The organism is Nocardioides sp., from assembly GCF_035503875.1.
Taxonomy (GTDB): Bacteria; Actinomycetota; Actinomycetes; order Propionibacteriales; family Nocardioidaceae; genus Nocardioides.
This window is the reverse complement of the sequence record NZ_DATJTA010000072.1, coordinates 1-20,327: the sequence shown is the minus strand read 5'-3', so window position 1 is coordinate 20,327 and position 20,327 is coordinate 1. Positions and strand designations below refer to the sequence as shown.

The 20,327-nt window shown below is 74.5% G+C and carries 19 protein-coding genes; 16 read left to right on the top strand and 3 right to left on the bottom strand.

Annotated features, from left to right (window positions below; genetic code table 11):
• Window positions 1–3 precede the first annotated feature (3 nt).
• Window positions 4–2,184, bottom strand: coding sequence for a sensor domain-containing protein (locus VMF51_RS16880; RefSeq protein WP_325475620.1), 2,181 nt, complete (start codon window positions 2,182–2,184; stop codon window positions 4–6).
• 159 nt (window positions 2,185–2,343) lie between these two features.
• Here VMF51_RS16880 and VMF51_RS16875 point away from each other — a divergent pair, with 159 nt between their 5' ends.
• From VMF51_RS16875 to VMF51_RS16845, 7 genes are all read left to right on the top strand, one after another.
• The gene (locus tag VMF51_RS16875; protein WP_325475619.1) at window positions 2,344–3,054 is read left to right on the top strand and encodes a hypothetical protein; all 711 of its coding nucleotides are present in this window, start codon (window positions 2,344–2,346) and stop codon (window positions 3,052–3,054) included.
• A gap of 109 nt (window positions 3,055–3,163) precedes the next feature.
• Window positions 3,164–4,306 (top strand): steroid 3-ketoacyl-CoA thiolase, encoded by a 1,143-nt coding sequence (locus tag VMF51_RS16870; RefSeq protein ID WP_325475618.1) that lies wholly within the window; start codon window positions 3,164–3,166, stop codon window positions 4,304–4,306.
• 1 nt (window position 4,307) lies between these two features.
• Window positions 4,308–4,943, top strand: a complete 636-nt coding sequence (locus VMF51_RS16865) for a PaaI family thioesterase (protein WP_325475617.1) — start codon at window positions 4,308–4,310, stop codon at window positions 4,941–4,943.
• Window positions 4,940–5,764 carry an SDR family NAD(P)-dependent oxidoreductase gene (locus VMF51_RS16860; RefSeq protein WP_325475616.1) on the top strand — a complete coding sequence of 275 codons (825 nt, stop codon included), beginning with the start codon at window positions 4,940–4,942 and terminating at the stop codon, window positions 5,762–5,764. The genes VMF51_RS16865 and VMF51_RS16860 overlap by 4 nt, the downstream gene beginning before the upstream one ends.
• 16 nt (window positions 5,765–5,780) lie before the next feature.
• Window positions 5,781–7,418: a class I adenylate-forming enzyme family protein gene (locus VMF51_RS16855; RefSeq protein ID WP_325475615.1), complete on the top strand. Its 1,638-nt coding sequence runs from the start codon at window positions 5,781–5,783 to the stop codon at window positions 7,416–7,418.
• Between the two features lie 4 nt (window positions 7,419–7,422).
• Window positions 7,423–8,928, top strand: a complete 1,506-nt coding sequence (locus VMF51_RS16850; RefSeq protein WP_325475614.1) for an acyl-CoA carboxylase subunit beta — start codon at window positions 7,423–7,425, stop codon at window positions 8,926–8,928.
• Between the two features lie 7 nt (window positions 8,929–8,935).
• Window positions 8,936–9,748, top strand: coding sequence for an enoyl-CoA hydratase-related protein (locus VMF51_RS16845; protein ID WP_325475613.1), 813 nt, complete (start codon window positions 8,936–8,938; stop codon window positions 9,746–9,748).
• 100 nt (window positions 9,749–9,848) lie between these two features.
• On the opposite strand, the gene VMF51_RS16840 is transcribed toward VMF51_RS16845, so the two are convergent.
• Entirely contained in the window at window positions 9,849–10,673 is an 825-nt protein-coding gene (locus tag VMF51_RS16840) for an IclR family transcriptional regulator (RefSeq protein ID WP_325475612.1), read from the bottom strand.
• Window positions 10,674–10,828: 155 nt separating this feature from the next.
• Here VMF51_RS16840 and VMF51_RS16835 point away from each other — a divergent pair, with 155 nt between their 5' ends.
• The 9 genes from VMF51_RS16835 to VMF51_RS16795 are packed head-to-tail and all read left to right on the top strand — an operon-like array spanning window position 10,829 to window position 20,057.
• Window positions 10,829–12,019: an acyl-CoA dehydrogenase family protein gene (locus VMF51_RS16835; protein ID WP_325475611.1), complete on the top strand. Its 1,191-nt coding sequence runs from the start codon at window positions 10,829–10,831 to the stop codon at window positions 12,017–12,019.
• An 8-nt stretch (window positions 12,020–12,027) separates the two neighbouring features.
• Window positions 12,028–13,170: an acyl-CoA dehydrogenase family protein gene (locus VMF51_RS16830; protein WP_325475610.1), complete on the top strand. Its 1,143-nt coding sequence runs from the start codon at window positions 12,028–12,030 to the stop codon at window positions 13,168–13,170.
• Window positions 13,163–14,383 carry a CoA transferase gene (locus tag VMF51_RS16825; protein ID WP_325475609.1) on the top strand — a complete coding sequence of 407 codons (1,221 nt, stop codon included), beginning with the start codon at window positions 13,163–13,165 and terminating at the stop codon, window positions 14,381–14,383. Before VMF51_RS16830 ends, VMF51_RS16825 begins: the two co-directional genes overlap by 8 nt.
• Entirely contained in the window at window positions 14,380–15,669 is a 1,290-nt protein-coding gene (locus VMF51_RS16820) for a CoA transferase (RefSeq protein WP_325475608.1), read from the top strand. The genes VMF51_RS16825 and VMF51_RS16820 overlap by 4 nt, the downstream gene beginning before the upstream one ends.
• 30 nt (window positions 15,670–15,699) lie before the next feature.
• Complete coding sequence (locus VMF51_RS16815) at window positions 15,700–16,206, top strand: FAS1-like dehydratase domain-containing protein (RefSeq protein ID WP_325475607.1); 507 nt, start codon at window positions 15,700–15,702, stop codon at window positions 16,204–16,206.
• A 10-nt stretch (window positions 16,207–16,216) separates the two neighbouring features.
• Window positions 16,217–16,690 (top strand): MaoC family dehydratase, encoded by a 474-nt coding sequence (locus tag VMF51_RS16810; protein WP_325475606.1) that lies wholly within the window; start codon window positions 16,217–16,219, stop codon window positions 16,688–16,690.
• Window positions 16,687–17,892 (top strand): thiolase family protein, encoded by a 1,206-nt coding sequence (locus VMF51_RS16805; protein ID WP_325475605.1) that lies wholly within the window; start codon window positions 16,687–16,689, stop codon window positions 17,890–17,892. The genes VMF51_RS16810 and VMF51_RS16805 overlap by 4 nt, the downstream gene beginning before the upstream one ends.
• A 1-nt stretch (window position 17,893) precedes the next feature.
• Window positions 17,894–18,334, top strand: a complete 441-nt coding sequence (locus tag VMF51_RS16800; protein ID WP_325475604.1) for a Zn-ribbon domain-containing OB-fold protein — start codon at window positions 17,894–17,896, stop codon at window positions 18,332–18,334.
• Complete coding sequence (locus VMF51_RS16795) at window positions 18,321–20,057, top strand: N-acyl-D-amino-acid deacylase family protein (protein ID WP_325475603.1); 1,737 nt, start codon at window positions 18,321–18,323, stop codon at window positions 20,055–20,057. Before VMF51_RS16800 ends, VMF51_RS16795 begins: the two co-directional genes overlap by 14 nt.
• On the opposite strand, the gene VMF51_RS16790 is transcribed toward VMF51_RS16795, so the two are convergent.
• On the bottom strand, window positions 20,054–20,327 hold a 274-nt coding region (locus tag VMF51_RS16790), incomplete at its 5' end, for an integrase core domain-containing protein (protein ID WP_325475602.1). The genes VMF51_RS16795 and VMF51_RS16790 overlap by 4 nt on opposite strands.

Here is a 20,327-nt window from a genome sequence, read left to right as displayed (position 1 = left end):
CGCTCAGCCGGTACGTCGCCGGCGGCTCTGCCAGCCGCCGTAGCTGCCCGTGAAGACGCCGGACTCCGCCGCCTCCTCGGGCGAGATCGCCGGGCTCCACAGCCAGCCCTGACCGGTCGCGCATCCGATCACGGCGAGCTGGCGGGCGTGCGCGATCGTCTCGACGCCCTCGGCCACCACGGTCAGGCCGACGGTCCGGGCCAGCTTCACGATCGTCCGGGCGATGGCGAGGTCCTGGTGGTCGTCGGCGATGCCGGCCACGAAGCTGCGGTCGATCTTGAGGATGGAGATGGGCAGGTTGCGCAGGTGGGCCAGCGAGCTGTGCCCCGTGCCGAAGTCGTCGAGCGCGACCTGGAACCCCCGCTCGCGCAGGCCGGCGAGGGTCGCCCGGGCCGCCTCCGGCGCGGTCATCACGCTTCCTTCGGTCACCTCCAGGACGACGCCGCTCGGGTCGATCCCGCTCGAGCTCGTGCACGTGGTCAGGTAGGACTCCAGGCCCGGCGACGTGAGGCTGCGCGCCGACAGGTTGACCGCGACGTACGCCGAGCGGGGCAGGGCGCCCAGCTGGCGCAGCCGGTGGGCGTCCATCAGCGCCGTACGGATCGCCCACCGGTCGAGGTCCGGCGCGAGCCCGGTGCGCTCGGCCACGGCCACGAAGCGGCTCGGCGGGATGCTGCCGTGCGTCGGGTGGTCCCACCGGGCCAACGCCTCGACGCCGACCACCAGGCCCGTGCCGAGGTCCACGATCGGCTGGTAGTGCAGGTGCAGGGCCTCCTCGGTGAGGGCGTGGTAGAGATCGGAGCCGATCTCGAACGCCTCCTGCGCCTGGCTGGTCAGCTCCGCGTCGGAGAACCGCACGCTGCCGGGGCCGGCGGCCTTCGCCGCGCGCATCGCGGCGCCGGCGTCGCGGAGCAGGTGCGGGGCCGAGGGGGCGGGGGAGACGGCGACGCCGATGGAGGCGGTGACGTGCAGGACGTGGTCGTCGATCCGGAACGGCTCGTTCAGCGCGGACGCGACGGCGGCGGCCAGGGTGGTCGCACGGGCCTCGTCGGCGGGCTCGCACACGAACACGAAGGAGTCGCCGTTGAAGCGGGCCACCGTGTCGGTCGACGGCACGCAGCCGCGCAGCCGCTCGGCGACGGCCACCAGCAGCTGGTCGCCGACGGCGTGCCCGCAGGCCTCGTTGAAGACGGTGAAGTCGTCGAGGTCGACGAAGAGGGCCGCGGTGTCGGACGGGTTGCGCGCCAGGGCCCGTTGGAGGCGGTCCAGCAGCAGCGCCTGGTTCGGCAGCCCGGTCAGGGTGTCGTGCAGCACGGCCCGCTGCATCTGCAGCTCGAGACGCCGGGCGTCGGTGACGTCGTCGACGAGGATGAGGAAGGCCGGCCCGCCGACGCCGGCCACCTGCTCCATGGTGGTCACGGCCACGCGGAGCACGCGCTCCGTGGCGTCGGGGAGCCGGTACGTCGTCTCGCGGCGTGCGCGCGGCACGTCCGCGCCGCCGTCCCGGCCGGCGGAGCGCAGCGGCACGGGCACGTCGCCGAGCAGGACACCGAGCAGGGTCTCGTCCAGGCCCGCCGCGTCGATCCCGAGGATGTCGGTGAGCCGGTCGTTCGCGTAGCAGGTCGTGCCGTCGGCGAGCACCACCCACATGCCCTCGGTGGACCGGTCCGCGATCGCCCGGTGCAGCTCCTCGGACGCGCGGACGGCGCGCTCGGCCGCCACCCGGTCGGTCACGTCGCGCAGGTTGAAGACGAGGCCGCCGACGGCGCTGTCGAACATGTTGCTGACGACGCCCTCGAACCAGCGCCACGCGCCGCCGCGGTCCCGCAGCCGAAGGCGGGTGCCGGCGCCGCCTCCGGACGCGACCTTGCGCAGGCAGCTCTCGAGGCCGACCTGGTCGTCGGGGTGGACGAAGGTCGCCGCCTCGGCGCCGAGCACCTCGGTGACGCTGTAGCCGAGCATGCCGGTGAGGCTGGGGGAGACGTAGACGATCTGGCCCGGCTTGTCGAGGACCACCGCGAGGTCGTTGCTGCGCTGCGAGACGGACTCGAAGAACTGCTCCTGGCGACGCTGGCGCTGACGGCGACCGCGCATCGAGCTGCGGCGCTGGGTGGGCAGGTGATCACGGCCCGGGCCGCCAGCGGTCTGGGACTGTCGTGTCGTCGCGAATGGTCCTGTCGTCACACCGGTCACCTCCGAGCAGACTGTTGGGACCATAGGGGCTGGAGGGGCGCGACGTACCCCAAATAGGGGGTTGTCCAGTCCACCGGCTGAGCACGCCGAGGCGGTCCCGGTGGACGGGAACGGCCTCCGCGGCGGGGGTGGGGTGTGCCACACAGGAGCATGCGCACCGTCACCCCCGCCGAGACCAGCCCCGTGGTTCGGGGCCACGCCGGAGCCCGCTACGTGATGACCGACTACCTGGGCAGCCACACGGCCGTGGCTCCCGGGGAGCAGGCCTACCTCGTCCAGCAGGAGGCGGCGGAGCTGCGCGCGCACTTCCACGAGGTCGACCAGTTCCAGGTCGTCGTCGGCGGCGCGGGCTCGATCGGCCGGGACGCCGCCGGCCGGGGCGTCGTGCACTACACCGACGCCTTCACGTCGTACGGGCCGATCCGCACCGACCCGGCGGTCGGCATCTCGTACCTGACGCTGCGCCGCGACCCGACCACGGGTCTCAACTACATGCCCGAGGAGCGGGAGAAGCGGCGCCGGATGGCGGGCCGCGGCGAGCACTTCACCGTGGCGCTCGACCAGCGCCTCCAGCCCGGCGCCGGGCTCGTCGAGCTGGCCCGCTCCGGCCGCGGCGCCCGGGCGTACGGCGCCCGGCTCGGCGCCGGCGAGGAGCTCCGGCTCGACGCGCTGCCGGCGCAGGCCGGGTACGTCGTGATCCTGGCCGGCGCGCTCGTGCGGGGCGACCACACACTCCCAGCGGGGAGCCTGGTCTCCTTCGAGGACGCGGGCGACCTCGCGGACCTGGCCGCCCGGGCGGTGGAGGCGTCGGTGGACGTTGCGGTGGAGGTGGCGGTCGTGCTGTTCCCGCCGGCGGCCTGATCCCGGCCGGGGCGGGTTTCGTTGAGCGGGAATCTCCGGTCCGGCGGCCGGACGCGCGATTAGCGTCCGGGAGTCCCGACCGTCCGACCCGTCCCTGGGAGCCACCACCATGCCGACCCCCGTCATCGTCGACGCCGCTCGCACGCCCTACGGCCGTCGCGGCAAGGCCCTGGCCGGCCTCCACGCCGTGGAGCTGCTCGCCCGCACCCAGCACGGCCTGCTCGACCGGAACGGCGTGGACCCCGCGCTCGTCGACCAGGTCGTCGGCGGCTGCGTGACCCAGGCCGGGGAGCAGTCCGGCAACGTGTCGCGGATGGCCTGGCTGCATGCCGGACTGCCCGAGGAGACCGGCGCGACCACGATCGACGCGCAGTGCGGCTCCGCGCAGCTGGCCGTGCACCTGCTGGCCGCCCAGGTGGCCGCCGGCGAGATCGACGCCGGCCTCGCCTGCGGCGTCGAGGTGATGTCCCGGGTGCCGCTGCTGGCCAACCTGGCCGGCGAGGAGCGCCCGTACGGCGTCCCGCGCCCGCCCGGATGGAGCGTCGACCTGCCGGCCCAGTACGAGGCCGCCGACCGGATCGCCGCACGGCGCGGCTTCACCCGCGAACAGGTCGACGCGTTCGGCCTCCAGTCCCAGCAGCGGGCGGCCCGGGCCTGGAGCGAGGGCCGGCTGGACCGGCAGATCCTGCCCGTGACCCTGCCCGACGGCAGCACCTTCAGCCGCGACGAGGGCCTGCGCGAGACCAGCACCGAGGCCCTGGCCGGGCTCGCCCCGATCCGCGAGGGCGGCATCCACACCGCCGGCACCGCTTCGCAGATCTCCGACGGCGCCACCGCCGCGCTGGTGATGGACGCCGACCGGGCGCGGGCGCTCGGCCTGCGCCCGCGGGCGCGGATCCGGGCGCAGGTGCTGATCGGTGCGGAGCCGACGTACCTCCTCGACGGGCCGGTGCGCGCCGGCGAGCGGCTGCTGGAGCGGACCGGGATGAGCATCGGCGACATCGACGTGGTCGAGGTCAACGAGGCGTTCGCCGCCGTACCGATGTCCTTCGCGCAGGTGCACGGCGTCGACCCGGAGCGGCTCAACGTCAACGGCGGCGCCATCGCCCTCGGCCACCCGGTCGGCTCGACCGGCATCCGGCTGATCGCCACCGCGATCGACGAGCTGGAGCGCACCGACGGCACCCTCGCCCTCGTCGCCATCTGCACCGGCGGGGCGATGGCGACCGGCGCCATCATCGAGAGGCTCTGAGATGACGTCCACCCCCACCGCGCCGACCCGGTACGCCGTCGACCTGGACGCCGGGCACCGCGCCGCCGTCCTCGACCTGGTGGACGCGACGCACCGGCTCAACCTCGCCGTCGCCACCACCGACCTGGACGAGGCGACCCTGCTCCGGGCCCGGACGGTGCTCGACGACCTCGCGACCGAGCTCGGCGAGCGCCGCCGGGACCGGGTGGTGCGCGTGGGCTTCGAGGCGCCCGGGATCGCGCGGGCGGCCGGCCTGCCGTACCGGATCTGCGCGATGAACCCCTGGGGCGTGCCGCTGGAGGTCGAGTTCGGCACCGACGAGGCGCACGCGACGCTGGTGGCGAACGCGCTGCACGAGGGGCCGATGGACTCCGTGCACGGCGGCGTCGGGGCGTGGCTGATGGACACCATGCTCGGCCTGATCATGCAGGCGCAGGACCAGCCGGCGGTCACCGCGCGGCTGGAGATCGACTACCGGGCGCGCACCCCGCTCGACGAGCCGTTGACGCTGCACGCGCGGGTCGCCCGCCGGGAGGGCCGCAAGACCTGGATCGAGGGCTGGATCGAGCACGACGGCCGGCGCACCCTGGAGGCCACCGGACTCTTCGTCGCGGTCGACCGGACCCGGCGCGCATGAGCTACGAGCTGACCGGGCTGGACGGGAAGGTCGCCGTCGTCACCGGCGCCGGCCGGATGCGCTCGATCGGGCGGGCGGTCGCCGTCGAGCTCGCCCGGGCGGGCTGCGACGTGGTCGTCACCGGGACCGGGCGCTCGCCCGAGCGCTATCCGGCGGACGAGCAGGCGGCCGGCTGGCGCGACGTCGAGTCCGTCGCCGAGGAGGTCCGGGCCCTCGGCCGCCGGGCGCTCCCGCTGGTCGCCGACGTCTCCTCCGAGGAGGGGGTGGCGGCGCTGTACGAGCGCGTGCTCGCGGAGCTCGGGCGCGTCGACGTACTCGTCAACAACGCGGCCGCGGCCCGCGGCGAGGACCGGGTCCCGGTCACGGAGCTCGATCCCGGCGCCTGGGACACCGTGGTCGCCGTGAACCTGCGCGGCACCTTCCTGATGAGCCGGGCCTTCGCCCGCCACTGCCGGGCCGCCGAGCAGTCGGGCGCGATCGTCAACGTGTCCTCGATCGGGGGCAAGCTCGCCGGGCCGGGGACCGCGGCGTACTCCGCGTCGAAGGCGGGCGTCCAGGCGCTCACCTCGTCGATGGCCAAGGAGCTCGGCCCCGCCGGGATCCGGGTCAACGCGATCTGCCCCGGCGTGGTCGAGACCTCGCGGCTCGACGACCGGGACGCCGACGCCTGGGACGCCTACGTCCGCACCACCGTGCCGCTGCAGCGTGCCGGGACCCCGCGCGAGGTCGCCCAGACCGTGGTCTTCCTGACGAGCGACCAGGCGGCCTGGGTCACCGGCCAGGCCTGGAACGTCGACGGCGGACAGCTGACCATCCGATGAGCCGAGGAGTGCACGCATGACCACCCGAGACGAGGCCGTGGCGCGACTGACCGCGCCCGGCCGGCCGTTCGAGATCCGGGTCGAGGACGTCCGCGGACAGCAGCTGCAGGTCTTCGCCCACCGCCAGCGCAGCCTCGGCCGGCTGCTCGCCGACTCCGCGCGGCACGGGGACGGTGAGTACCTGGTCACCGAGCGTTCCCGGCTCACCTTCGCCGAGCACCTGGACGCCGTGGCCGCTCTCGCCGCCGCCCTGCGCACCGAGTACGGCGTCGGTCGCGGGGACCGGGTCGCGATCTGCGCGGCGAACTGCCCGGAGTGGATCGTCACGTTCTGGGCCGCCCAGGCACTCGGCGCGGTCGTCGTGGGGATGAACTCCATGTGGGCCGGCCCCGAGATGGCCTACGCCCTCGGGCGGACCGAGCCGACCATCCTGGTGGCCGACGCGCCCCGCCGGGCGCTCCTCGACGACCCCGGGATCCCGGTGCTCTCCGTCGAGGAGGACCTTCCCGCGCTCCTCGAGCGGTACGCCGGCGCAGCGCTGCCCGCGGACCTCGACACGGTCGTCGACGAGGACGACCCGGCGGTCGTGCTGTTCACCAGCGGCACCAGCGGCCGGCCGAAGGGGGCCACCCACTCGCACCGCAACGTGATCGCCGCGGTCTGGTTCCACCTGCTCAACGACGCGGTCGCCACGGAGCTCGGGATGGCGCCGCCGCCGCGCCGGGGGCTGCTGGCCACCCCGCTGTTCCACATCGCCGCGCTGCACAACATCGCGGTGATCCGGCTGGTCGTCGGCGACACCGCGGTGCTCCACCTCGGCAAGTTCGACATCGACCGGGTGCTGCGCCTGGTCGAGGCGGAGCGGGTCACGAACTGGGGGGCGGTACCCACCATGGCGAGCCGCCTGGTCGAGCACGCGGAGCAGCAGGGACTGGACGGCTACGACCTCTCGTCGCTGCGCACCTTCACGGTGAACAGCGCGCCGTCGGCGCCCACGCTCAAGCAGAGGATCCGCGAGGTGCTGCCGGGCGCCGCCCGCGCCCTGGGGACGACGTACGGCCTCACGGAGTCCTCCAGCGCGGCGACCCTCGCCGGTCCCGCCGACCTCGCGGCGAACCCGCACACCGTGGGCCGGCCGGTGCCGACCATGGAGGTCGAGGTGCGCGACGCGGAGAACAGCCGGGTGCCGGACGGCGTCGAGGGCGAGATCTGCCTGCGGGGGCCGCTGGTGATGACCGGCTACTGGCGCGACCCGGAGGCGACGGCCGCGGTGACCACGCCGGACGGCTTCTTCCGCACCGGCGACCTGGGCACCATGGAGGGCGGCCAGCTGCGGATCTCCAGCCGCCGTTCCGACCTGATCCTGCGCGGGGCGGAGAACGTCTACCCGGCCGAGGTGGAGAACGCCCTGGACACCCACCCCGACGTCCGGGAGAGCATCGTGCTCGGCGTCGCGCACCCCGACCTGGGTGAGGAGGTCGCCGCCGTCGTGGTGCTGCGGCCGGACGCGACGACGACCGCGGAGGAGCTGCGCGAGCACGTGCAGGCGCGGATCGCGCGCTACAAGGTGCCCACCCGCTGGACGCTGACCTCGGAGGCGCTGCCCCGCAACGCCACCGGCAAGGTCATGCGCCGCGCCGTCCGGGTGTCGTGACGCGATGACCGGGCATCGCGAGGAGTGGGAGCCGTTGCTGGCCGACCTGGAGCGTCGGCGGGCCGCGGCCCGGGCGATGGGTGGCCCGGAGAAGCTGGCGAAGGTGCGGGACGCGGGTCGCCTCGACGCCCGCGCCCGGGTGGCGGCACTGCTCGACCCGGGCACCTTCGCCGAGCTCGGGACGCTGGCCGGTGACGGGTCGACGCCGGCGGACGCCTTCGTGGCGGGCTCGGGGCTCGTCGACGGCCGACCCGTGTTGGTCGGCGTCGAGGACTTCACCGTCGCCGGTGGCTCGATCGGTACGGCGGGCGCCACCAAGCGGGCCCGGCTGGCCGCGCTGGCCCGCCAGGAGCGGGTGCCGCTGGTGCTGGTCCTGGAGGGGGCCGGCCACCGCGCGACCAACGCGCTCGCCGTCCACCGCCCGGCCCCCAACGACCTGCAGGCCCTGGTCGAGCTGGCCGGGCTGGTCCCGACCGCCGTCGTGGTGACCGGCCCGTCGGCCGGGCACGGAGCCCTCGCGGCGCCGCTCGCCGACCACGTCGTCCTCGTGGACGGCGACGGGTCGCTCTTCACCGCCGGGCCGCCGCTGGTCAAGGCGTCGACCGGTGAGGTCGTCACCAAGGAGGAGCTCGGCGGCAGCGCCGTGCACGCCGAGGTCAGCGGGCTGGTCCACGAGGTCGCGCCCGACGTGCACCACGCGCTCCGGGCGGTCCGCCGCTGGCTGTCCTACCTGCCGCCGAACGCCTGGTCGAACCCGCCGTCCGCGCCCGGCCCGGACACCGGTGAGCGGCTGCTGGAGCGGGTGCTCGAGGTGGTGCCGCCGAATCCCCGCCGGCCCTACGACATGCACCTGCTGCTCGAGGAGCTCGTCGACCGCGGCTCGCTGCTGGAGGTCCAGGCCCGGCACGGGCGTTCGCTGATCACCGCCCTCGCGCGCCTCGGCGGGCGGCCGGTCGCCGTACTCGCGAACCAGCCGGAGGTGCTGGCCGGGGCCGTCGACGTCGCCGCGGCGGAGAAGGGTGCGCGGTTCGTGGAGCGGGCCGCGGCCTTCCACCTGCCGATCGTGCAGCTCGCCGACAACCCCGGGGTGCTCGCCGGCAGCGCGTCCGAGCGGGCCGGCATCCTGCGCTCCGCCGCCCGGCTGTTCGCCGCCCAGCACCGGGCGCGGGTGCCGAAGCTGCACGTGACGGTGCGCAAGGCCTTCGGCTTCGGCAGCTCGGTGATGGGGCAGAACGCCTTCGGAGGGCAGACCCTCTCGCTGGCCTTCCCCGGCGCGATGCTCGGCGGGATCCCGGCGGCAGTCGGCGGCGCGACCTCGGGGGCCGACGCGGAGACCCGCGAGGCGCTGGTTGCCAACGAGGCGGCCGGACCGTGGCGGCTCGCCGCGAGCGCGACGTACGACGAGGTCATCGACCCGCGCGAGCTGCGCAACGCGCTGCTGGCCGGCCTCCGTCTGGCAGGCGAGCCGGCGCGGCCCGAGCCCGTCGTGCACACGGGGTACCTGCCGTGAGCCTCCGGTGAGCACCGTCCTGGTCGAGGTGGCCGACGGCGTCGCGACCCTGACGCTGCACGGCCCGGAGAAGCGCAACGCCTTCGGCGCCGCCACGGGGCGGGAGCTCGCGGCGGCGTACGAGCGCTGCGACGCCGACGACGACATCCGTGCGGTCGTGCTCACGGGCACCCCGCCCGCGTTCTGCTCCGGCGCCGACCTGAGCGCGGGGGAGTCCACCTTCGCCGGGACCGACGCGGACTTCAGCGCCGCGGGCGTGCGCTTCCCGGCCTTCGCGGTCCGCAAGCCGGTGATCGCCGCGGTCAACGGACATGCCCTGGGGATCGGGCTGACCCTGGCCCTGCAGTGCGACGTCCGCTTCGTCGCGGCCGACGCGTCGTACGGCGTGGTGCAGGTACGCCGCGGCGTGCTCGGCGACGCCTGGTCGCACTGGGTCCTGCCCCGGATGATCGGGGTCTCCCGTGCGGCCGAGGTGCTGCTCTCCGGCGCGACCTTCGACGGCCACCGCGCCCACGAGCTGGGCCTCGCCGGCCGGGTGCTGCCCGCCGACGAGGTTCTCCCCGCCGCCCAGGAGTGGGCACGCGACGTGGCGACCCACACCGCCCCGATGTCCGTCGCCGCCAGCAAGGAGCTGCTCTGGGCGTCCTTCGGCCTCGACGCGGCGGAGGTCGAGCGCCTCGAGACCGCCTGGCACCGCCGGCTCATGGACCACGACGACGTCCGCGAGGGCGTCCGCGCGCACCTGGAGCGCAGGCCGCCGCGCTGGACCGGTCGCGTCAGCGACCTGCCGCCGGCGGAGGGGTTGCTCGGGCCGTCCTGAGGCCGCAATTGCAGCCGTTGGACACACTCTGGCGTCGCGGACCTGTCCTACAGCCGCAATTGCGGCGGTACGGCGCGCGTGCCGCGGCCAGGGTCCGCGCCTACGCCGGGCGGCGCGTGGCCGATCGTCGGGCGACACCCCGGGGCGCGCCGCCGAGCTCGTGCGTGAGCCGGCGGGCGGCGGAGAGCAGCAGGGGGGCCATCTTCTCGGGGACCACCCGGCCGCCGCGGGAGGCGATGCCGATGGAGGCGAGCAGGCCGTTCTCGCCGGACACAGGCGCGCCGAGGGCGGCGATGTTGCGGCGGTCGGCCTGCAGCACCACGTCGATCCCGGCGCGGCGGCGGCAGGCGTGCAGCCGGGTGTGCAGGTCGTCCAGGTCGAGGGGCCGGCGGCGGGGGAGGTCGGCGGTGGCGGAGAGCAGGGCGTCGACGTGCTCGGGGCTCAGGGTCGCGAGCATCGCGCGGCCCATGGGGGTGGTGTCCGCGGGGACCCGGCCGCCGATCTGGGACGGCACCGTCTGCAGCGCCGCTCCGCCGAGCTTGTCGAGGTAGACCAGCATGCCGCCCTCGAGGACGCCGAGGTGGATGACGGAGCCGGTCGCGAGCTGCAGGTCGTTGAGTACGCCGGCCGCGGCCTGGCGCAGGCGGCCGTGGTCCTGCTCGCCGGATGCCGCGATGCCCTGCGCGCGGGGGCCGAGCCGGTAGCCGCGGGAGCCGTGCGCCAGCCAGCCCTGCTCGACGAGCTGGGCCATGATCCGGAAGGTGGTCGAGCGGGGGAGCCCGGCGATCGCCGTGACGTCCTCCAGCAGCAGGTGCCCCGGGGCCTGCGCGAACACGTCGAGGATCCGGGTCACCCGGGCCACCACGGACGTGCGCGGGCCGTCCAGATCCTCCGTCGTACCGACGCGCTCCTGGACCAGGGTCATGCCGCACCTCCCGTTCGTCGTCCCCGCAAACCTAGCAAGTGCTTGGTCACTCTGCCACGGTAAGACCCCCGTTGACAGGGTCTGCGCCGTGCTCTTGACTGTATATGCCGATTAGACATAGTTCGGATCGTACTGACGAGGAGGCGGATTCGCCGGTGGACTTCGAGCTCGACGCCGATCAGCGCGCGTGGCGGGAGGAGGTCCGGGCGTTCCTGCGCGAGCACGTCACCCCGGCGCTGCGCGCCGAGCTGGCCGAGCACGACCTGGAGAAGCGGGACGGCGAGCTGGCGGCGTTCCGCCGCCGGATCGGCGAGAAGGGCTGGTTCGGCCTGAACTGGCCCGTCGAGCACGGCGGCCTCGGTCTCGGCCCGGTCCACCAGCACCTGCTGGTCAGCGAGTTCGAGTACTGGGGCGTCCCCGGCCCGGACCTGACGGTCACCTCGGTGGCGCCGATGATCATGCGGCACGGCACCGAGCGGAACAAGGCCGAGTTCCTGCCCCCGATCGCGCGCGGCGAGATGGTCTGCGCCGTCGGCTACTCCGAGCCCGGAGCCGGCACCGACCTGGCCAGCCTGCGCACCCGCGCCGTCCTCGAGGGCACGATGGAGGACGGCGAGTGGGTGATCAACGGGGCCAAGACCTGGAACAGCGGCGCCCAGCGCTCCACCCACGAGTGGCTCTGCGTCCGCACCGACCCCGACGCCCCGAAGCACCGCGGCATCTCCGTCATCATCGTGCCCATCGACCACCCGGGCGTGACCATCCGGCCGCTCACCGCGTGGTCGGGCTACCGCACCAACGAGGCGTTCTTCGACGACGTGCGGGTGCCCGCGACGAACCTGGTCGGCGAGGTCGACCGGGGCTGGCGCTACATCACCGGCGCCCTCGACCTCGAGCGCGGCGCGCTCACCAACGCCGGCGACCTGCGCCGGGCGGTCGACGACCTGGTCGCGCTGGCCGACCGGCCCCGCCGCGACGGGCAGGTGCCCGCCCACGACCCCGCCGTACGCCGCCGCCTCGCGCAGCTGGACGCCGACGTCGAGGTCGCCACGCTGATGGGCTTCGAGGCCGCCTCGCTGCTCGCCGACGGCGTGATCCCGAGCGTCGAGGTCAGCACCGAGAAGATCTTCACCAGCGAGCTGCGCCAGCGCATCGCCGAGGTCGCGCTCGACCTGCTCGGGCCGGACGGGCTGCTGGGTCACCGCACGCCGGCCGCGCCCGACGACGGCCGCTTCGAGCGGCTCTACCGGATCGCGCCCCTGCTGCGCTTCGGCGCCGGCACCAACGAGGTGCTGCGCGACGTCATCGCCCAACGCGGCCACGCCATGCCGTCCTACGGACGCTGAGGAGACCTGTGAAGCTCGTCGTCACCGCGGAGGAGCGCGACCTCGTCGCCAGCCTCCGCGACCTGTTCACCACGCACTGCCCGCCGGAGCTGGTCCGCTCGCTGCGCGCGCCCGGCGCCGACCCTTTCCCCGAGAAGCTCTGGGCCTCGCTCGTCGCGGCCGAGGTGCTGGCCCTGCCGTTCGCCGAGGACGTCGGCGGCGCCGGCGGGACGCTCGACGACCTGGCGGCGGCGTACGCGGAGGCCGGCCGGGCGCTGTGTCCCACGATCGTGCTCAGCACGCTCCACCTCGGTCTGGCGGTCGACGCCCTCGGGACGGACGAGCAGCGCGGACGGGTGCTTCCGGCGCTGTGCCGCGGCGAGCTCCGCGGGGCGGTCGCCCTGGCCAGCCCGTACGACGCCGCCGACGTGCGGCCCGCGCTGCGCGCCGAGCGGATGGCCGACGGCACCGTCTCCGTGAGCGGACGCCTCGACCACGTCCTCGACGCCGACCTGGCCCACCGGGTGCTGGCGACCGCCGCGCTCCGGACGTACGGCGAGCCGGACCGACTCGTCGGGCTGCTGATCGACCCGCGGGCCGACGGCGTCGCGCTGACCGCGCTGCCCACGAGCGACGGCGACCGGCTCCAGCAGGTCGACCTGGACCTCGTGAGCGTCCCGGCGGACGACGTGCTCGCCGGTCCCGGCGGCGCCGGCCTCTCGCTCGAGCGGGTACGCCGCGCGGCCCTGCTGGTCCGCGCCCTGCAGTGCGTCGACATGGTCGGCGGGGCCGGGGCCGTGCTCGACCGGACCGTGGCCCACACCCGGGGCCGCGAGCAGTTCGGCCGGCCCATCGCGTCCTTCCAGGCCGCCCAGCACCTGGTCGCCGACATCCACATCGCCGTGCAGGGCGCGCGGCTGGCGGCCCGCAGCGCGGTCTTCTGGCACGGGCGCGGCCGGCCCGCGCTGCGCGAGACGGCGATCGCGGTGCTGCACGCGGCGACGGCGTACCGCCGGGCGACGCTCGACGGGCACCAGCTGCACGGCGGCATGGGCTACGTCGTCGAGACCGACCTGCACCTGTGGTCGGAGCGGGCGCGCCTGCTCGGCTCCCTCGGCGGCGGTCCCGACGTCGCCGGCCGCTGGCTGGAGGAGGCGAACGGCCGTGGCTGACCACGAATCCCACCAGGTCTTGTCCGGGGTGCGGGTGCTCGACCTGTCGCGCTGGGTCGCGGGGGAGTACGCCACCAAGCTCTTCGCCGACTTCGGCGCCGACGTGGTCAAGGTGGAGAAGCCGGGCGAGGGCAGCCTGACCCGGCGCTGGGGTCCGTTCCCCGACGACGTGCCGGACCCCGAGCGCAGCGCGCTCTTCCTGCACCTCAACACCAACAAGCGCTCCGTCGCGCTCGACCTGACGGACCAGGCCGATCGTGAGCTCCTGCTCGGGCTGGTCCGCGACGCGCACGCGGTGGTCGAGTCCTTCCGGCCCGGCCACCTCGAACGGCTCGGGCTCGGCCCCGACGTGCTGCGGGCGCTCAACCAGCGGCTGGTGGTGACCCGGATCAGCGCCTTCGGCCAGACCGGCCCGCGCCGCGACCACGAGGCCAGCGGCCTGGTGCTGCAGGCGGCCGGCGGGCCGATGCACGCCACCGGGCAGGCGCACCGGGCACCCCTGCGCAAGCCCGGCCTGCTGGAGCACTACACCGTCGGCCGCAGCGCGGGGCAGGCCACGCTGGCCGCGGTGCTCGGCGCCCGCCGGACCGGGCGCGGCGCGACCATCGACGTCTCCGGGCAGGAGGTGCTGCTCGCCGGGGCCGACCGCCGGGCGTCGTACCTGCTCTCGGCGTCGTACTCCGGCATCACCGCGCCGCGCGGCGCCCGCAGCCCGCACCGGCACGGTGCCACCTTCACCGGCCCGTTCCGCGCGGCCGACGGGTTCGTGATGGTCTACGTGACCAACCAGGCGTTCTGGAACCGCTTCGTGCACCTCGTCGGCGCCGAGGACCAGACCTTCCGGGAGCGGTTCCTGGACCGGCAGACGGTGGCGGGGCAGGACCGCGAGGACTTCCTCGCGCACGTCGCGGACTGGATCCTCGCCCGGCCCAAGGTCGAGGTCATGGAGGCGGCCGAGGCGGCCCGGATCCCGGTCACCGCCTACCTGTCGGTCTCCGAGGTGCTGGCTCATCCGCACTTCCGCGAGCGCGGCGCCTTCGTCGCCGCCGAGCACCCCCGCGCCGGGCGGCTGGAGTACGCCGGCCCGCCGTGGCGGATGGAGCGCGGCTACCGGCTCCGGGCCACCGCGCCGCTGCTCGACCAGCACGGCGCCCACGTGCGCCGTGAAGCCGCACGTCAGACCGCCCGCGAGACCGAGGAGGCGACGGCATGAGCACGGCGGACCTGCCGCTGTCGGGCATCCGGGTCATCGACCTGACCGTCGTCTGGTCCGGGCCGGGGGCGACCGCCCTGCTGGGCGACCTCGGCGCCGAGGTGATCCGGGTGGAGGGCAACGACCGGCTCAGCCGCCAGGTGTCGTCGAAGGTCACCAAGGCGTCATTCGAGAAGACCGGCTACCACGGTGGCACCTACCCCGAGAAGGACCCGGGCGAGCGCCCCTACGACCGTTCCGCGCTGTTCAACTGGCACGCCCGCAACAAGCTGTCGGCCTCCATGAACCTCGACACCCCGGAGGGCCACCGCGCCTTCCTGGACCTGGTCCGGGTGAGCGACGTGCTGGTCGAGAACAACTCCAACGGCGTGCTGGAGAAGCTCGGCATCGGACACGAGCGGCTGCTCGAGGTCAACCCGCGCCTGGTCGTCGTCCGGATGCCCCCGCTCGGCATGACCGGGCGGATGAGCGACTACCTCGGCTACGGGCCGAACTTCAACAGCCTGGTCGGGATCGCGGCCATGGACGGCTACGAGGGCGAGGACCCCGACTCGGCCGGCGAGAACTACCACATGGACGAGGCGGCGCCGGCGGGCGTCGGGTTCGCCGTCCTGGCCGCGCTGTGGGACCGGGAGGAGACCGGGGGCGGCGGGCTCGTGGAGTTCGCGCAGGCGGAGAACGTGATGGCCGAGGTCGGCGAGCTCTTCCTCGACCACCAGCTCAACCACCGGGACCCGCCGGTGCTCGGCAACGCCGACCCGTGGGTGGTCCAGGACGTGGTCCCGGTCGCCGGCGAGGACCGGTGGGTCGCCGTCACCGTGCGCGACGACCGCGACTGGCGCGGCCTGCACACCGTCCCGGACCTCGGGAGCGACCCGCGGCTGCCCGGGCCGGACGCGGGCGACGACGTACGCCGCAGCCGGAGCGCGGAGATCTGCGCCGCGCTCGCCGAGTGGTGCGCGGACCAGGAGGCCGAGGACGTGGTCGAGGCGCTGCAGCGCGCCGGCGTACCCGCTGCCGAGGTGGTCAGCGAGCCGCAGCTGCTCGACGACGAGCACCTCGCGGCGCGCGGCTGGTGGCGCGAGCGCAGCCACCCCGCGATCGGCACCCACCGCTACCCCGGGCACCCGTGGCGCAGCGACGACCTGGACCTCGCCTTCGGCCGCCCGGTCCCGGGATTCGGCGAGGACAACGAGCACGTGTACCTGACCGTCCTGGGCTGGTCCCGGGAGGAGTACGACGACCTGGTGGCGCGCGGTCTCGTGACCGACCACCAGCTGGCCTGAGACGGCCTGAGACGGCCTGAGAGGGAAGTGATGACCCAGCAGACGCAGGACCTGGTCCCGGAGGCGGCCGCCGCCCAGGTGGGGGCGCTCGTGGCCACGGCGACCGGGGACGTCCTCCGGCGCGAGTGGCAGCGGTGGGCCGTCGCCGTCGGCGACCGGAACCCGCTGTGGTTCGACGTCGAGCACGCCCGCGCCCAGGGGTACGACGACGTGGTCGCCCCGCCGCTCTACCTGCAGTACGCCGTCCTCGGCGTGACGCCGCTCGACACGCTCCGCGCCGACGGCTCCTCGGGGGCCGTGTCCGGCGACCTGGCCTTCCCCGACGCACCCCGCCGGATGGCCGGCGGCGAGAGCACCACCTTCCACCGCTACTGCGGGCACGGCGACGTCGTGACCATGGAGCGCCGGGTGGAGTCGATCGTGCAGAAGCAGGGTCGCAGCGGCCCGTTCGTGCTCGTCACCTGGCGCACGACGTACACCGACCAGCGCGACGAGCTGGTGGCCGAGGCCACCACCTCGATGATCGCGCGCCCGTGAGGAGAGGCCTGTGAGCACCGCCGTCGAGACCGAGCAGCTGCACCTCGAGGACGTCGCCGTCGGCGACGAGCTGCCGGACCTGGAGGTCGTCGTCGACGAGACCCAGATGTTCTTCTTCAGCGCCGCGACCTACAACGGCCACCGCATCCACTACGACAAGGAGTGGGCGCGCGACCGCGAGGGCTACGACGACGTGCTCGTCCAGGGGCCGCTGCAGTCGGCCCTGCTCGCGCGGGCCGTGACGGACTGGATCGGCGGCGCCGGCCGGCTGGTCTCGTTCTCCGCCCAGAACCGCGCCGTGGCGTTCCCCGGCCAGCCGCTGACGTTCGGCGGCCGGGTCACCGCGGTCCGGGTCGAGGACGGCCGCGGCCTCGTCGACCTCGAGATCGCGGGCCGCCGCGGCGACGACGTACTGATGCCGGGCAGCGCCACCGTGTCCCTGCCGCTGCGCCGGCCTGCCGGCGGAGCCGGGGGAGCCGCGTGACCGGGCTGCGCGGCGAGGCCGCGATCGTCGGGATCGCCGAGCTGCCGGCGGAGAAGAAGCAGTGCGGGCCGCCGATGTTCACCCTCGACCAGTACGCCCGGCTGGCGAAGCTGGTCCTCGACGACGCCGGGCTCCCGGCGTCCGTCGTCAACGGCCTGGTCACGCACGGTGTCCAGGAGTCCGACATGTTCGCGCCGGCGACGCTGTCGGAGTACCTCGGCCTGCCGCTGGACTTCGGCGAGCGGGTCGACCTCGGTGGTGCCACCTCGGCCGGCATGGTCTGGCGCGCGGCGGCGGCCGTGGAGCTCGGCATCTGCGACGCCGTGCTCTGCGTCGTCCCCGGCTCGCTGATGCTCCCGCGCTCGTCCCGCGCCGCCGCGCCCGCGACGCCGCCCTGGTACGGCGCCTCCAGCGGCAAGTACGGCTCGCCCCAGGCGGAGTTCGAGATCCCGTACGGCAACGTCGGGCAGAACGCGCCGTACGCCCAGATCGCACGGCGGTACGCCGCCGAGTTCGGCTACGACCCGCGGGCCACGGCCAAGATCGCCGTCGACCAGCGCACCAACGCCTGCGCCCATCCGGACGCGGTCTTCCACGGGAAGCCGCTGACCGTCGAGGACGTGCTGGCCAGCCCCGTCATCGCGGACCCCATCCACCTGCTCGAGGTCGTCATGCGGGTCCAGGGCGGCGCCGCGGTGCTGGTCGCCAACGCCGACCTGGCCCGCCGCTCGCGGCACCGCCCGGTGCGGATCGCCGGCTTCGGCGAGCACGTGGCGTTCAAGACCCCGACGTACGCCGAGGACCTGGTGCGTACGCCGATCGCCCGGGCCGCGGACCGCGCCTTCGCGATGGCCGGCCTCGACCGCGAGGACGTCGACATGGCCTCGATCTACGACTGCTACACGATCACCGTGCTGATGAGCCTGGAGGACGCGGGCTTCTGCACCAAGGGCACGGCGATGCAGTGGGTGACCGAGCGCGACCTGACCTTCCGCGGCGACTTCCCGGTCAACACCGCCGGTGGGCAGCTGTCCTTCGGCCAGGCGGGGATGGCGGGCGGTATGCACCACGTCGTCGACGCCGCACGCCAGGTCATGGGCCGCGCCGGGCAGGCGCAGGTCGCCGACTGCCACACGGCGTTCGTCACCGGTAACGGCGGCATCATGAGCGAGCAGGTCGCCCTGCTCCTGCAGGGAGCGTGAGATGACCCCGTCACCCGTCGAGCCCCGGCCGCTGCCCGAGCCCACGCCGGTCTCCCAGCCGTTCTGGGACGGCCTGCGCGAGCGCCGGATCCGGATCCAGTGGTCCCCGTCGGGGCGGCAGTGGGTGTTCTACCCGCGGCTGCTGGCCCCCGGCACCCTCGCCGACGACCTGGAGTGGCGGGAGATCTCGGGCCGCGGGACGCTGCACACTTTCACGGTGGCCGAGCGCCCGACCGCGCCGCCCTGGTCCGACGCCCTGCCGCAGCTGCTCGCCGTCGTCGAGTGGGACGAGGGGCCCCGGGTGAGCACCGAGCTGGTCGGCGTCGACCCCGCCGACCTGCGCGTGGGCATGCGCGTCGTCCCCGTCTTCGACGACGACCCCGACAGCGGCACCACGCTGCTGCGCTACCGACCGGAGGGTGATCACGATGGCCGAGCATGACCTGGTGGTGCGGGGCGGCACCCTCGTCGACGGGACCGGCGCACCGCCCCGGTCCGCGGACGTGGCGGTGCGCGACGGGGTGGTGGTCGAGGTCGGCCGGGTCTCCGGGCGCGGGCACCGCGAGCTGGACGCCGACGGGGCACTCGTCACCCCGGGATTCGTCGACGTGCACACCCACTACGACGGGCAGGCGACCTGGGACAGCCGGCTGCAGCCGTCGTCGTGGCACGGGGTCACCACCGTGGTCATGGGCAACTGCGGCGTGGGCTTCGCCCCGGCGGTCCCGCGGGACCACGACCGGCTGATCGCGCTGATGGAGGGTGTCGAGGACATCCCGGGCGTCGCCCTCACCGAGGGGCTGGCCTGGGACTGGCAGTCCTTCCCCGAGTACCTCGACGCGCTGGAGCGCCGGCCGCACGACCTCGACTTCGCCGCCCAGGTGCCGCACGCCGCCCTGCGGGTGCGGGCCATGGGGGAGCGGGCCGCCGCGCACGCGCAGGCCTCCGAGGAGGAGATCGCGCTGATGGCCAAGCTCGCCGCGGAGGCGATCGAGGCCGGCGCCCTCGGTTTCACCACGTCGCGGACGCTCAACCACAAGACCCGGGCCGGCGAGCTGACCCCGTCGTACGCCGCCGGGCGGGACGAGCTGGTCGCCATCTCCCGCGCCATCGGCGCGACCGGCCAGGGCGTGCTGCAGCTGGTCACCGACTGGGACGACGACACGATCGAGACCGACTTCGACCTGATCGCGTCGATGGCCGCGGCGGCCGGCCGGCCGATGTCGTTCTCGCTGGCGCAGAGCCCGGCGTACCCCGACCGCTTCCGGAAGTCCCTGGCCTTCCTGGTGCGGGCGAACGCCGACGGCCTGCGGCTGCGGGCCCAGGTCGCGGCGCGCGGCATCGGCATCCTGATGGGCCTGGACTGCACGCTCAACCCGTTCGCCGCCAACCCGGCCTGGCTGCGGATCTCGCACCTGCCGGTCGCCGAGCAGGCGCGCGCGATGCAGGACCCGGCCCTGCGCCGGGAGATCCTCGACCTGGGGATCGTGGACGCCGCGAACGTCATCGGCGGCGCCCTGCTGGACCGCTTCGAGATCATGTTCGAGCTCACCGACCCGCCGGACTACGAGCCGGACCCCGCCTCGACGATCGCCAACCGCGCGGCCGCGCGCGGGATCACCCCGCTGGAGCTGGCCTACGAGATCCTGCTCTCGGACGAGGGCCGCGGCATGTTCTACCTGCCGTTCACCAACTACGTCGACGGCTCGCTCGACGGGTGCGCCGAGATGCTGGGCCACGAGTTCACCATCCCCGGGCTCTCCGACGGAGGCGCGCACGTCGGCACCATCTGCGACGGCTCGTTCCCGACGACGCTCCTGCAGCACTGGGTGCGCGACCGCGGCACGTTCCCCGTCGAGATGATGGTCGCGCGGCAGGCCCGCGCGACCGCCGAGGCCGTGGGACTGCTGGACCGCGGGCTGCTCACACCGGGCCACAAGGCCGACCTGCTCGTCGTCGACCTCGACGGGATGCACCTGCACAAGCCGGAGATGCACCACGACCTACCCGCCGGCGGCCGGCGGCTGCTCCAGCGCGCCGACGGCTACCGGCACACGTTCGTCTCCGGGGTCGAGACGTACGTCGACGGCGAGGCCACCGGTGAGCTGCCCGGACGCCTCGTGCGCGGCCCGCAGGCGGGGCCGGCCGGGGGCACGGTCGCCTAGTTGTAATGCCCAGCCAGGTTGTCCAACCTGGTGATGGGTGAGCGCTTGCCGATGGCCGAGTGGGGCCGGTGGTGGTTGTACTCGTGGACCCATGCTGGCAGAGCGGCTATTCGTGCGGATTCGGAGTTGTAGAACTTCTTGAAGGCCCAGCCCTCGACCAGGGTCCGGTGGAAGCGTTCGATCTTGCCGTTGGTCTGCGGCCGGTAGGGCCGGGTGCGCTTGGGGGTGATGCCGAGCTCGGCGCAGGTGTCGCGCCACAGGTAGGAGCGG